14 protein-coding genes are annotated in these 12,632 nt (G+C 72.2%); 3 read left to right on the forward strand and 11 right to left on the reverse strand.

Annotated features, from left to right (window positions below; all coding sequences use genetic code 11):
* The 7 genes from VHA73_00005 to VHA73_00035 form a co-directional block, all read right to left on the reverse strand.
* Positions 1-467, reverse strand: a 467-nt coding sequence (locus VHA73_00005; protein HVX16389.1) for a hypothetical protein, incomplete at its 3' end; no start/stop codon positions are given.
* Positions 468-558: 91 nt separating this feature from the next.
* On the reverse strand, positions 559-1,416 hold the full coding sequence (gene rsmA, locus VHA73_00010) for a 16S rRNA (adenine(1518)-N(6)/adenine(1519)-N(6))-dimethyltransferase RsmA (GenBank protein HVX16390.1): 858 nt from the start codon (positions 1,414-1,416) through the stop codon (positions 559-561).
* A gap of 40 nt (positions 1,417-1,456) precedes the next feature.
* On the reverse strand, positions 1,457-2,212 hold the full coding sequence (locus VHA73_00015) for an RlpA-like double-psi beta-barrel domain-containing protein (protein HVX16391.1): 756 nt from the start codon (positions 2,210-2,212) through the stop codon (positions 1,457-1,459).
* A gap of 330 nt (positions 2,213-2,542) precedes the next feature.
* Complete coding sequence (locus VHA73_00020; protein HVX16392.1) at positions 2,543-3,349, reverse strand: TatD family hydrolase; 807 nt, start codon at positions 3,347-3,349, stop codon at positions 2,543-2,545.
* A gap of 8 nt (positions 3,350-3,357) precedes the next feature.
* On the reverse strand, positions 3,358-4,869 hold the full coding sequence (metG, locus tag VHA73_00025) for a methionine--tRNA ligase (GenBank protein HVX16393.1): 1,512 nt from the start codon (positions 4,867-4,869) through the stop codon (positions 3,358-3,360).
* Positions 4,870-4,880: 11 nt separating this feature from the next.
* Positions 4,881-5,924 (reverse strand): DNA recombination protein RmuC, encoded by a 1,044-nt coding sequence (locus tag VHA73_00030; GenBank protein ID HVX16394.1) that lies wholly within the window; start codon positions 5,922-5,924, stop codon positions 4,881-4,883.
* A gap of 77 nt (positions 5,925-6,001) precedes the next feature.
* Entirely contained in the window at positions 6,002-6,283 is a 282-nt protein-coding gene (locus VHA73_00035) for a metal-sensitive transcriptional regulator (GenBank protein ID HVX16395.1), read from the reverse strand.
* Positions 6,284-6,335: 52 nt separating this feature from the next.
* Here VHA73_00035 and VHA73_00040 point away from each other — a divergent pair, with 52 nt between their 5' ends.
* Both VHA73_00040 and VHA73_00045 read left to right on the forward strand, forming a co-directional pair.
* On the forward strand, positions 6,336-6,545 hold the full coding sequence (locus tag VHA73_00040; GenBank protein HVX16396.1) for a heavy metal-associated domain-containing protein: 210 nt from the start codon (positions 6,336-6,338) through the stop codon (positions 6,543-6,545).
* A 56-nt stretch (positions 6,546-6,601) separates the two neighbouring features.
* Positions 6,602-8,827, forward strand: coding sequence for a heavy metal translocating P-type ATPase (locus VHA73_00045; protein ID HVX16397.1), 2,226 nt, complete (start codon positions 6,602-6,604; stop codon positions 8,825-8,827).
* Positions 8,828-8,852: 25 nt separating this feature from the next.
* Here VHA73_00045 and VHA73_00050 read toward each other — a convergent pair whose 3' ends face one another.
* Genes VHA73_00050 through rsmI form a run of 3 tightly spaced genes read right to left on the reverse strand, consistent with a single transcriptional unit; the run spans position 8,853 to position 10,732 of the window.
* A complete protein-coding gene (locus tag VHA73_00050) occupies positions 8,853-9,359 on the reverse strand; it encodes a hypothetical protein (GenBank protein HVX16398.1) in 507 nt (168 codons plus the stop codon).
* A gap of 51 nt (positions 9,360-9,410) precedes the next feature.
* The gene (locus VHA73_00055; protein ID HVX16399.1) at positions 9,411-9,833 is read right to left on the reverse strand and encodes a hypothetical protein; all 423 of its coding nucleotides are present in this window, start codon (positions 9,831-9,833) and stop codon (positions 9,411-9,413) included.
* 50 nt (positions 9,834-9,883) lie between these two features.
* Positions 9,884-10,732, reverse strand: a complete 849-nt coding sequence (gene rsmI, locus VHA73_00060; GenBank protein HVX16400.1) for a 16S rRNA (cytidine(1402)-2'-O)-methyltransferase — start codon at positions 10,730-10,732, stop codon at positions 9,884-9,886.
* An 85-nt stretch (positions 10,733-10,817) separates the two neighbouring features.
* On the opposite strand from rsmI, the gene VHA73_00065 reads away from it, so the two are divergent.
* Positions 10,818-12,254 (forward strand): amidase, encoded by a 1,437-nt coding sequence (locus VHA73_00065; protein HVX16401.1) that lies wholly within the window; start codon positions 10,818-10,820, stop codon positions 12,252-12,254.
* A gap of 25 nt (positions 12,255-12,279) precedes the next feature.
* Here VHA73_00065 and VHA73_00070 read toward each other — a convergent pair whose 3' ends face one another.
* On the reverse strand, positions 12,280-12,624 hold the full coding sequence (locus VHA73_00070) for a DUF192 domain-containing protein (GenBank protein HVX16402.1): 345 nt from the start codon (positions 12,622-12,624) through the stop codon (positions 12,280-12,282).
* Between the last annotated feature and the right edge of the window lie 8 nt (positions 12,625-12,632).

Genomic DNA, 12,632 nt, shown 5'->3' on the forward strand with positions numbered 1-12,632 from the left:
TCGTGATCACGCCAACCCGCCGCCGTCGCCAGATCGTCCTGCAGATCAGTGGCCACCACCTCCGCGCCCCGCGACGCGAACAACGCCGTCAACGGCTCCTTGCCCACCCCGAACCCCACACCACGCCGACCCGGCTGCAAGGAGCCGCTGCGCTCGAGGGCCTCGGCGATGTACGCCCACTCCCACACCTTGCGGTGCGGCAGCACGGTCGCCCCCGCGTAGAGCGGATCGGAGTCCCACCCCGGCCGGAGCCGCTCCCAGTCGGGTCGCAGGGTCGTCGCCCACCGCAACATGGTGGGGTCGACCATCGACTCGTACGTGCAGGGCTGCGACACCATCAGCGACTTGTCGAGCCACGACACCGCCCGCAACCGCAGCTCCTTGCGGCGCCCGAGCAGCTCACCGCGGCGGCGGTACAGCCGCCCGGCGCGATCGACCGCCGACCGACCCTGGTTGGTGAGCTGCATGGCCTGCCACGGTACCGGCCACGACGATCACCCCTGGTCGACGACGGGGGCCCAACCACTTCCCACCCCGCTACCCCCGGCGGCCGCCCGGTCACGACCCGCCCGACGCGGTGGCCTGAGCCACCGCGTCCGCCAGCCGCACCCAGGCTTCCAGGCCGAGCTGCTCGGGACGGGCCGTGGGGTCGATCCCTGCCACGTCCCACGTCGTCACGTCGACGTGGCCGGCGAGCGACCGCCGCAGCATCTTGCGGCGCTGGCCGAACGCGGCGCGCACCAGCGAGAACAGCAGCGCCTCGTCGGCGACATCCACCGGCTCGGACCGGCGCACGATCTCCACCAGCGCGGAGCCAACCCTCGGCCGGGGCACGAACACGTCGGGTCCCACACGGCCGACCACCTTCGCGGTGGCGTGAAAGGCGACTTTGACCGAAGGGATGCCATAGGCCTTGTCGCCCGGCGGCGCGGCCAACCGCTCGCCCACCTCGGCTTGCACCATCACCAAGAAGCGTCCGATGACCGGCACCTCGTCGAGCAGGTCGAGCAGCAGCGGCGTGGCGACGTTGTACGGGAGGTTGGCCACCAGCGTCCAGGTGCCGGCGCCGGTCAGCAGCGAGTGCCATTCAGCGGTGGTCGCGTCGGCCTCCACCACGCGGACCAGCCCTACCGGTTCCAGCACGCCGGCTTCGTCGAGCACGGCCCGCAGCGCGGGCAGCACGTACTTGTCGAGCTCGACCGCCAACACCTCGGCCCCGGTGGCGGCCAGTTCGAGCGTGAGCGACCCGAGGCCCGGACCGACCTCGACGACGTGGTCACCCGGCCCAACCTTCGCCAGGCGGGCGATGCGACGCACCGTGTTGGGGTCGGCCACGAAGTTCTGGCCGAGGGCGCGCGAGGGCGACAAGTCGAACGTCGACATCAACTCCGCGATCCGCCGCCGGGTCAGCGCCATCGCCTGCAGTCTGCCGCCCGGCTCTACGGCCGGGCCGGGATCACCAGCTGATGCGGATGCTGATCCGACCAGCGCCCAGCGGGGCGAGCTGCTGGAACACCGACGCATCCATGTCGAGGATCGTCGGGTAGCCGAATGCACCGCGGTCGTTGACCACGCAGGTGGCCGTGGCACCGGTGGCCGTGTTGGTCACATGGACCACCGTGCCCATCGGCAGATTGTTGTTGGCGCAGCCGCCGGACTTGTAGCGATACCACGTGCCCTGGCCGCTTTGGCTGCTCGCCGGGGCTGCCGCCGGCCGGGGGGCAGCGGTGGGTGCCGGGCGCGGCGCCGTGGTCGCCGTCGGGCGGGGCGCCGTGGTGGCTGCCGGGCGAGCCGCCGACGACGACGGCGCAGCTGCGGTGGTCGACGGCGCGGTCGTGGCGGCGACCCGCTGGAGGACCGCCTGAGCCGGGTGAGCGGCGGCGGCGACCGGCGCCGCAGAGACCGGCACAGCCGACGGCGCGGTCGACGTGGCCGGCGCAGCCGTGGCCGGAGCGGCGGTGGTCGAGCCGGCTGCACTGGTGGACGTGGCGTGCGAGTCGTGCGCCAGCACCGACTTCGGCGCCTGGACGACGGCGACGTTCTTCGAGCCGCTGCCCGAGCCACGGCTCAGCGCGAGGAGCGGGACGGCGAGGACGGCCAGCAGCACCGCGGCGAGGATGCCGGGGTGGGCCATGCGCTTGGAGCCGGCCGAAGCGGACGACCGCTGGCGGCGGGGGCCCGGCGTGGCAGCGCCGAGGGGCGCTTCGCCCATGCGCTCCCACCACGGGACTTCACCGGGAGAGCGGGTGTGGGCACCACGGGCGCGGGGGGTCGGACGAGACGGGCGGTTCGGGTCCATGACGGGAGCAGAACCTAGAGGGTCCCGTAACGAAACCGCAACTTACGGGGGTGAAATTCGCCGCTCGAGACGCCTTGGAGCGGAGTCCGTTCTCGTTGGCAGAGAACCTTCCTCTCACCAGATTCCCTTGTGTCGCAAGGCATTCCGGCAGCCAGGTGCGCCCGGGTCGGTCACAGAGGTGTGCCGCTCGATGGCGGTTCGGTGACAGGGGTCGCAACACGGCTGTCATGCGCCGGGCCGGGATCAGGCGTCGGGCAGCGCGTACACCTCGATCGCGTTGCGCCACGACCGGTCGGCCACCTCATCGACCGCCACATCGTGCAACGCGGCCACGGCCTCCCCCACCCGCACCACCCACGCCGGCCGGTTCGCCTTGCCGCGGTTGGGGGTGGGGGCGAGGTAAGGGCTGTCGGTCTCGACGAGCAACCGATCGAGCGGGCAGAGCGCTGCGGCGGCCTGCACGTCGGCGGCGGCCTTGAAGGTCACGATGCCGCTGAACGACAGGTGGGCGCCGAGATCGAGGCAGCGGCGGGCCTCGTCGGGACCGCCTGTGAAGCAGTGGATCACCGTGCGGGAGGGCACGCCTTGCGCAGCGAGGATGTCGAACGTGTCGTCCCACGCCTCGCGGGTGTGCACCACGAGGGGCAGGTCGTGGGCCTGCGCCAAGGCGATCTGGGCGGCGAACATCGCCCGCTGATCCGCGCGAGGCGAGTGGTCGTAGTGGTAGTCGAGGCCGCACTCCCCCACGGCCACCACTTTCGGGTGGTCGAGCAGCGGCTCGAGCCCGTCGAGGCCGTGGCGCGCTTCGTGGGGGTGCAGGCCGACCGTTGCCCACACGCCGTCGTGCGCCTCGGCCGCCGCGATCGCCTCCCGGCTCGACGCGAGATCGCACCCGACCGTGATCATCCGCTCGACGCCCACCTCCCTGGCCTCGGCGACGAGCGCGGCCACCACCCCCTCGACCGAGGAGTCAGCGTCGTCGCCCGGGGTCGGCTGAAAGCGGCCCGCGTCGAAGCCCAAGTGGCAGTGGTCGTCGATCCAACGGGGCACGGTCGAGCTCAGGCCTTGATGCGCGGGAACAGCGGCGCGCCCTTCTCGACCGGGAGGCCACCCGGGTAGCCACCCCACTCGCCCGCGGCGGGCAGACGTTGGTCGGCCACCGAGCCCGGCAAGCCGATGCGGCGCCACACCTCGGCCGACGCGGTCGGGGTGGCGGGCGACGCGAGGACGGCCACGATCCGCAGCGCCTCGAGTGCGTCGCCGAGCACCGCGTCGACCTCGGGACCGGACTCCGCCTTCCACGGCTCGGTGGCTTCCAGCAGCGCGTTGGTCTCACGGATGAGCCGCCACGTGTGGTCGAGCGCGACGGATGGCGCCACCGCCTCCCACGCCGCGGCAGCGTCGCGGCACACTTCGGCGGCGACCGGCGCGAGCGGGCTGTCAGGCCGGGGCGCCGGCCCGATGCCGCCGCACTGCTTGGCCACCACCGTGGACACGCGGGCCAGCAAGTTGCCGTAGTTGTTGGCCAGATCGGCGTTGTAACGGGCGACCATGCCCTCGTAGCTGAAGTCGCCGTCGGGGCCGAATGCCACGTCGTGCAAGAAGTGGTGGCGGAACCCGTCGACGCCGAAGTCGGCCACCAGGTCGGCCGGGGCGATCTGGTTGAACGCCGTCTTCGACATCTTCTCGCCGCCGACCAGCAAGAAGCCGTGCACGTCGACGTGGGTGGGCAGCGGCAGGTCGGCCGCCAGCAACATGGCCGGCCAGTACACGCAGTGGAAGCGCAAGATGTCCTTGCCGATGAGGTGCTGCACGTGTGGCCACCAGGCGGCGAACCGCTCCGGATCGGACCCGTAGCCGACTGCCGTGAGGTAGTTGGTGAGGGCGTCGAACCACACATACGTGACGTGGGTGGGGTCCCACGGCAGCGGCACGCCCCACGTGATCGACGTGCGGCTGATCGAGAAGTCCTTCAAGCCGCCGCGTATGAAGCCCAGCGCCTCGTTGCGCTTGGTCTCCGGGCGGACGAAGTCGGGATGCGCGGCGTAGTGGTCGAGCAGCGGCTGTTCGAACTTCGAGAGCTCGAAGAAGTAGTTCTCCTCGCTGACCTGCTCGACGGGGCGCTTGTGGATCGGGCACAGCCCGTCGACCAGCTCGGAGGGGTCGTAGTAGGCCTCGCACGACACGCAATACAGGCCCTCGTAGACGTCTTTGCGGACGAAGCCTCGGTCGTAGACCTGCTGGAGCAACTCGGCGACGGCCGTGTAGTGGCGCGGCTCGCTCGTGCGGATGAAGTCGTCGTTGGAGATGCCGAGCAGCTCCCACGCCTCCACGAACCGGGCCGCGGTGCGGTCGGCCCACTCCTGGGGCGACACGCCGTTGGCCTCGGCGGCCCGTTGGATCTTCAGCCCGTGCTCGTCGGTGCCCGTGAGGAAGAAGACGTCGTCGCCGATCAGCCGGTGCCAGCGGGCCAGGGCGTCGGCCGTGACGGTGGTGTAGGCGTGGCCGATGTGGGGCGCGTCGTTGACGTAGTAGATCGGGGTGGTGACGAAGAATCGGCGCGGCTCCACGGCAGCCGAGGCTACCGGGCACCGCCAACGTCGCTGATCTGGGTTTCCGGCCGTGATGAGGACGCGGGAGCCACCAAGGAGAGCAGGTCGCTCCCTCTCGCATCGACGCCGAGCAGGTCGACCCGGTCGAGGTGGCGCTCGAGCTGGCGGCGCCGGGTGCCGGCCAGCTCCTCGAAGCCCCGGTGCGCGGTCTCCCACTGCTTGGCCACCCGATCGAGCTGGCCGGCGAAGCGCTCCCACTCGGCCCGGAACCGGGTGAGGCCCTCGCGCAGCTCATCGGACGCCTGACCGATCCGGAACGCCTCGGTCGACTGGCGGATCACGGCCAGCACCGCGAACAACGTGAACGGCGAGCACACCACCAGGCGCTGCGCCAGCGCCACGTCGACCAGGTCGGGGTCGGCCGACATGACAAACGAGTAGATCGCCTCGTTCGGGATGAAGATCAGCGCGATGCCCGGCGTCGTCGACGGGTCGGTGTAGCCCCGGCCGGCCACCGCTTTCAGGTGGCCGCGGACGGCCCGCAGGAACGCCCGCTCGTGGTCAGACTGCTCGGCCTCGGTCGGGGCCTGGAGCGACGCGAGGTAGTGGTCGGCCGGGAACTTCACGTCCATGTGCAGCACACGGCCTTCGGGCAACAAGAAAGTGACGTCGGGCCGGGCACCGTTGGCCACCCCACGCTGGCGCACGTAGCTCACGCCCTCGACCAGCCCGGCGGCGCGCAAGACGTCGTCGGCCATGCGCTCGCCCCACTGCCCACGCGCCTGGCTGTTGGCGAGGGCGGCCTGCAAGTCGCGGGTGGTGGTGCCGAGCTCGCGGGTGGCGCGCAAGGCCTCGCGGATGCCGGCCGCGAGGTCACCGTGCGAGCGAGCTTGGGCTCGCTGCAGCTCCGCCACCAGCGCACCCATGCGTTGCAGCTCCGCGCCGAGCTGGCGTTCGGCCGCGCCGATCTCGCCCTCGCCCTGCGGGCGCCGCCGCCCGACGCCGACCGCGAGCGCGGCCACCACCGCCCCGACCACACCCGCCACCAGGCCGATCACCAGTCCCGTCACCATGGCCCCATCATCGCCATGCGGTGTGACATCGAAGGGTCCACCGGGGCAGATCCGTCTTGGAACTGGGGAAACGGTTGTCAGGCCCGGACGAGGCGGGCGATGGCGTCGGACGCTTCGCGCACCTTGGCCTCGGCCTCGGCGCCACCCTCCGCGACGGCTTCGGCCACGCAGTGCGACAAGTGCTCGTCGAGCAGGCCGAGCGCCACCGACTGGAGCGCCCGGTTGGCGGCGGAGATCTGCGTGAGGATGTCGATGCAGTACTTGTCGTCGTCGATCATCCGCTGGAGTCCGCGCACCTGGCCCTCGATGCGGCGCAGCCGTTTGAGGTACTCGTCCTTGTTGGCGGTGTAGCCGTGCATGTCGCCAGCATACCAGTTGCTACCCCTAGGGGGTATGGGTAGGGTGGTCGGCATGACGACGACCGCCACGTTCGAGATCGCCGGGATGAGCTGCGAGCACTGCGTTCGCGCCGTCACCGAGGAGCTGTCCGCGATCGACGGGGTGACCGACGTGCACGTCGACCTCGCCGCCGGCACCGCGGAGGTCACCAGCGACGCCCCCCTGCCCGACGCCGCCGTACGCGCCGCTGTCGACGAAGCGGGCTACGAGCTCACGCCATGACCGGCACCGCACCCGCCGGCCCGACCCCTCGCCACGTCGACCTCGACATCGGCGGGATGACGTGCGCCTCGTGCGCCAGCCGCATCGAGAAGCGTCTCAACAAGGTCGGCGGGGTGACCGGCACGGTCAACTACGCCACCGAGCGAGCCACCGTCGACGTCGACCCCTCGGTCACCGACGACGAGCTCATCGCTGCAGTGGAGGCCGCGGGCTACCGGGCGCGGGTCCCGGCAGCGGTTGGCGCCGGCGCGCCCCCCCAGGCCGCCGACGCCCACGCGGTCGACGACCAAGACCACGACCACGACCACGGGTCGGACTCGACCGCCGGTCTCGGCCAGCGCTTGTGGATCTCGGCCGCGCTCGCACTGCCTGTGGTGGCGCTGGCCATGGTGCCCGCGATCCAGTTCCGCAACTGGCAGTGGCTTTCACTCACGCTGGCCGCCCCGGTGGTCACCTGGGGTGGCTGGCCGTTCCACCGCGCCGCCGCCACGAACGCCCGCCACGGCGCGGCCACCATGGACACGCTCATCTCGGTCGGCACGCTCGCCGCGTTCGGCTGGTCGTTGTACGCCCTGTTCATCGGCGACGCCGGCATGCCCGGCATGAAGATGAAGTTCGACCTCACCACCGCCCGCGGCGCGGGCACCAACGAGCTGTACCTCGAAGTCGCGGCTGCGGTGGTGGTGTTCCTGCTCACGGGCCGCTATCTGGAGGCCCGCGCCAAGCGACGCTCGGGTGCCGCGCTGCGAGCGCTGCTCGAGCTCGGCGCCAAGGACGTCGCGGCGCTCCGCGACGGGCGCGAGGTGCGGATCCCGACCGACCAGCTCGCCGCCGGCGATCTCTTCGTGGTGCGGCCCGGCGAGAAGGTGGCGACCGACGGGCTGGTCACCGAAGGAACGTCGGCCATCGACCGATCGCTCCTCACCGGCGAGAGCGTGCCGGTGGAAGTCGGGCCGGGCGACTCGGTGGCCGGCGGCACCGTCAACGCCGGCGGTCGGCTCGTGGTGCGCGCCACCCGCGTGGGGAGCGACACGCAGCTCGCCCAGATCGGCCGGTTGGTCACCGAGGCCCAGAGCGGCAAGGCGGCCGTGCAGCGCCTCGCCGACCGGGTGTCGGGCGTGTTCGTGCCGGTGGTGATCGCGGTGGCCATCGCAACCCTCGCCGTGTGGCTGCTCACCGCCCACACGGCGGAGAGCTCGTTCACCGCGGCCGTGGCGGTGCTGATCATCGCCTGCCCGTGCGCGCTCGGCCTCGCCACCCCCACCGCCTTGATGGTCGGTACCGGCCGGGGCGCCCAGCTCGGCCTGCTGATCCGGGGCCCCGAAGTGCTCGAGTCGACGCGCAAGGTCGACACCGTGGTGCTCGACAAGACCGGCACTGTGACGACCGGCCAGATGTCGTTGGTCGACGTGGTCACCGTCGACCCGGCCGACCGGGCGGTCGCATTGCGGCTCGTCGGTGCTGTGGAGGACGCGTCGGAGCACCCGATCGCACAGGCCATCGCGGCCGCCGCCCGAGCCGAGGGCGGCGACCTCCCCGAGGTCGAGTCGTTCGCCAACCGGGCAGGCCTCGGGGTGCAAGGCGTGGTGGATGGTCACGCCGTGGTCGCCGGACGCCCCGCGCTGCTCGCCGACTTCGCGCTGCGCCTGCCACCTGAGCTCGAGTCGGCCGAGGGCGCCGCAGAGCAAGCCGGCCGGACCGCCGTGCTGGCGGGCTGGGACGGCGCCGCCCGTGCCGTGCTCGTGGTGGCCGACACACCCAAGGACAGCTCCGCCGAGGCGATCCGCGAGCTGCGCCGGCTCGGCCTCCGGCCGGTGCTGCTCACCGGCGACAACGTGGCGACCGCCAGGAGCGTGGCGGCCCAGGTCGGCATCGACGAAGTCATCGCCGAGGTCCTGCCGGCCGACAAAGTGGCCGTCGTTCGCCGGCTCCAGGCCGAGGGCCGGGTGGTGGCGATGGTGGGCGACGGGGTGAACGACGCCGCCGCGCTGGCGCAAGCCGATCTCGGCCTGTCGATGGGCACCGGCACCGACGCCGCGATCGAAGCCGGCGACCTGACCCTCGTGCGAGGCGATCTGCTGGCCGCGCCCGACGCCATCCGCCTCGCGCGCCGCACGTTGGGCACCATCAAGGGCAACCTCTTTTGGGCCTTCGCCTACAACGCCGCGGCGATCCCGCTTGCCGCCCTCGGCTACCTCAACCCCTTGATCGCCGGCGGCGCGATGGCGGCGTCGAGCCTGTTCGTGGTGTCCAACAGCCTGCGCCTGCGCCGCTTCACCTGACCCCGGCCGGGCCGGCCGCCGCCACTCAGACGGCGCGCATGTGGCGCACCTGGGCCGCGGTGATCTCGGCGTGGTGGCGATGGCACAAGGTGGCCAACCCGTCGAGGTGGTGGTGGCAGCCGGCCCCGTAGCCGCCGCCCTCGCGGGCCACCAGGTGGTGGACCTCGACCTGGCAGTCGATCCGGAACCGGCGCCACTCGGCGGAGTCGAACAACGCCGCGGCCTCGACCGCGCCCATCGGGCACAGCGCCCGCAGGAGGAAGTGGCCTTCGCTCACCGACGCAGGCCCGAGACCGCACTGGACGCAGCGGTGATCGTCGCGTGCGAGCGCCGTGAGGCGGGCCAGCTCCCAGCGATGGTTGCGGTGGTACTCGTCGTCGCACGCCATCGAGCACCACAGGTCGCCGGCGACCGCGCGTTGGGGCGTCAGCACCACGTCGCACCAACGGCACCGGCCCGGCCGCCCCGACCACGCCGACAGGGAACACTCCTCGACCACCGGGCTGCGCGCCATGCGCCCCGCCAACTCCATGAAGGCGAAGGTACCGACGGGCTGTGACAGTGACGGGGATGCCCGCCCGGCTCAGCCTCCGCCATCGCGACGGCGGGCGAACAACCAGGGGCGCACGAACGCCTTGCTGGCCTTCGGCGCGTCGGGCACCAGCACGACCCGCACCGGGCGGTGGTCGGCACCGGCCGCGCTCTCGTCGTGCACTTCCTGCACGATCTCGATCTCGTTGCGCAGGAGGTCCTCGACCGCCTTGCCGACGCCACGCAACATGCCGCCCACCGCCGAATGGGCCGCCCACTCCGCCACCTTGCCCTCGATGCTGACCGGGCCTCGCTCCTGCGGCACGTCCGGCTCGCCCTCGACCGGCCCGTCGACCGATCCGTCAGCGAAGAACGCGTCGGCATCGCGCACGCCGTGGTGCGCCAACACTGCGTCGATGCGCGCCAGCACATCGGGCTCGTACAGCTCCTCGAGCGGCGGCGGTTCCTCCGGCACGATCCCAGCGTAGAGGGGCGACCGGCGGACAACCCGGCGTGTGGACGCGCTCACCGCGACTCGGGTGGAGCCAGGTCGAGCGCGAGCTGATACGTCCGGCGTCGGCTGACGCCGAGCGCGGCGGCGACGGTGGCCGCGGCGTCGCGGGTCGACGATCCGCGGTCGAGCTCGGCCCGGAGCGCAGCGAGGATCGTGGCGTCGTCCGGCGGGGGCACCGCGGCCATGCCGTCGAGCACCACCACGAGCTCTCCTCTGGGTTGCGCGGCGCTCGCCCACGCGGTGGCCTCGCCGAGGCTGCCGCGCCAGACCTCCTCGTGGAGCTTGGTGAGCTCGCGAGCCACCGCCACCTTCCGGTCGCCGCCGCAGACCGCGGCCAGGTCGGCCAGGGTGCGTTCGAGGCGGTGGGGTGCCTCGTACAGCACCACGGTGCGCCGCTCGGCTGCGATCTCGGCGAGGCGGTCCGTCCGGTCGCGGCCCTTGCGGGGCACGAACCCCTCGAACACCCAACGGTCGGTCGGCAGGCCGCTGATCGCCACGGCAGCAACCACCGCGGACGGGCCGGGCACCACCTCTACGGCGAAGCCCGCGGCGAGCGCGGCCGCCACGATCCGTTCGCCGGGGTCGGAGATCGCCGGCATCCCGGCATCGGTGACCACTGCGACGCGCTCGCCGCGGTGCAAGCGCTCCACCACACGCGCGGCTGCACCCGCTTCGGTGTGCTCGTTGGCGACGATCAACGGCGGGGCGTCGATGCCCGCGTGCTGCAAGAGGCGGCCGGTGCGGCGCGTGTCTTCGCAACAGATGGAATCCGCGCCGGCCAGGGCCTCGACGGCCCGCGGCGAGAGGTCAGCCAGGTTGCCGATCGGGGTGCCCACCACCACCAGCACGCCGCTCGTCATGGCGCCATCCTCGCACCGGACCGTGGCCGCTGATCAGTCGGTTGGGCCGAAGCAGCACCGGGACCGCCCGCGTACTGTGCCAACCATGGCTGACACCACTTGGCTCGATGCAACCGCCCAAGCCGAACTCGTCCGCTCGGGGGAGGTGTCTCCGACCGAACTCGTCGACGAAGCGATCGCCCGCATCGAGTCGGTGAACCCGCAACTCAACGCCGTGATCCACGAGCGGTTCGACAAGGCCCGCACCGAGGCCGCCGGCGACCTACCCGACGGCCCGTTCCGGGGCGTGCCGTTCCTCCTCAAGGATCTGACCGCGCTCTCTGAGGGCGACCCGATCCACTGCGGCAACCGGGCGCTGAAGGAGGCCGGCCTGGTCGCCGACCACGACACCGAACTGGTCGCCCGCTTCCGCCGCGCGGGGTTCGTGTTCGTGGGCCGCACGAACGTGCCGGAATTCGGCACTTCGATCACCACCGAGTCGCTCGCCTACGGACCGGCGCACAACCCGTGGAACCTCGACCACTCCACCGGCGGGTCGTCGGGCGGTTCCGCCGCCGCCGTTGCTGCCGGGCTCACCTCCGCGGCGCACGCCAACGACGGTGGCGGGTCGATCCGCATCCCGGCCGCCAACTGCGGGCTGGTGGGCCTGAAGCCCAGCCGCGGCCGGGTGAGCCTCGGCCCCGACCTCGGCGAGGCGTGGATGGGCGGCGTGATCGAGCATGCGATCACCCGCACGGTGCGCGACAGCGCGGCGATCCTCGACACCATCGCCGGGCTGGCGCCAGGTGACCCCTACACCGCGCCGCCGCCGAGCCGGTCGTTCGCGCAGGAAGTGGGCGCCGATCCGGGCACGCTGCGCATCGGACTGCTCGACCACCCGCTGATGCAAGGCGCCACCCCAAACGAGGACGCCGCCGAGGCCGTGGCCGCGGCGGGCAGGGCGCTCGAGCAGCTCGGACACCACGTCGAGGTCGCGTTCCCCACCGAGATCGGCGATCCCGGTTTCATGACCGCCTTCCCGACGATCATCAGCGCAGAGCTGGTGGCCGACCTCGACCACTACTCGTCGCTGCTCGGTCGCCCGATCGCGGATGAGGAGCTCGAACCCGGCAACCAGGCGTTCCCCGTGCTGGGCAGGGCCCTGACCGCGCCGCAGTACCTGGCAGCGGTGCGGTCGCTGCACCGGTGGGAGCGTCGCCTCGCCGCATGGTGGCGCGACGGGGGCGGCGAGCACGACCTGCTCGTGTCACCGGTGCTCAACGGCCCGCCACCACCGCTCGGCTGGCTGACCGACCCCGAGCATGGCTACGAGCGACTCGTCAACCTGCTGCAGTACACCGCGCAGTTCAACATGAGCGGTCAGCCCGCCGTCTCGCTCCCGCTGCACGTGACCGCCGGCGGGCTACCGGTCGGCGTGCAGATCGTGGCCGCGTACGGCCGGGAGGACCTGCTCATCCAAGTGGCGAGCCAGCTCGAGCAATCGGTGCCCTGGGCCGACCGCCGGCCACCCGTCCACGCGTAGCCCCCGCCCGGCTGCCCCGGCGAGCTCAGCTGCCGCGTCGAACCTCGAGCGTGTCGCCGACGCGGACGCCCCAACGGTCGAACGCGCCCGCTTCGGCTTCCACCACTTGGCGCGCCCGCCGGCAGCTGGCCGTCCGCCACCGGCCGAGCGCGGCGATCCGCACGACCACGCCGCCGGCGTCGAGGAACGCCACGTCGATCGGGAACCGCATCCCGATCGTGTGGACCGACCGGCACCGCTCGATCAACAGCGCGCCGTCGATGCCGTCACGACCCAGCAACCCGCGCCGGCGTTCGCGTCGCGTCGACGCGACTTCGAGGCTGGCGACGACCCGATCGGCGCACAGCAACCATGCGTTGGACTCGGTCATCGCGCCAC

Source organism: Acidimicrobiales bacterium (genome assembly GCA_035547835.1).
In the GTDB taxonomy this organism is placed as follows: Bacteria; Actinomycetota; Acidimicrobiia; order Acidimicrobiales; family Iamiaceae; genus DASZTW01.

Coding starts and splice junctions, on each gene's coding strand:
- rsmA (HVX16390.1), bottom strand. CDS start 1,416: ATGGCGCTGACCCGGCGGCGGATCGCGGAGTTGATGTCGACGTTCGAC.
- VHA73_00015 (HVX16391.1), bottom strand. CDS start 2,212: ATGGGCGAAGCGCCCCTCGGCGCTGCCACGCCGGGCCCCCGCCGCCAG.
- VHA73_00030 (HVX16394.1), bottom strand. CDS start 5,924: ATGGTGACGGGACTGGTGATCGGCCTGGTGGCGGGTGTGGTCGGGGCG.
- VHA73_00035 (HVX16395.1), bottom strand. CDS start 6,283: ATGCACGGCTACACCGCCAACAAGGACGAGTACCTCAAACGGCTGCGC.
- VHA73_00040 (HVX16396.1), top strand. CDS start 6,336: ATGACGACGACCGCCACGTTCGAGATCGCCGGGATGAGCTGCGAGCAC.
- VHA73_00045 (HVX16397.1), top strand. CDS start 6,602: ATGACGTGCGCCTCGTGCGCCAGCCGCATCGAGAAGCGTCTCAACAAG.
- VHA73_00050 (HVX16398.1), bottom strand. CDS start 9,359: ATGGAGTTGGCGGGGCGCATGGCGCGCAGCCCGGTGGTCGAGGAGTGT.
- rsmI (HVX16400.1), bottom strand. CDS start 10,732: ATGACGAGCGGCGTGCTGGTGGTGGTGGGCACCCCGATCGGCAACCTG.
- VHA73_00065 (HVX16401.1), top strand. CDS start 10,818: ATGGCTGACACCACTTGGCTCGATGCAACCGCCCAAGCCGAACTCGTC.
- VHA73_00070 (HVX16402.1), bottom strand. CDS start 12,624: ATGACCGAGTCCAACGCATGGTTGCTGTGCGCCGATCGGGTCGTCGCC.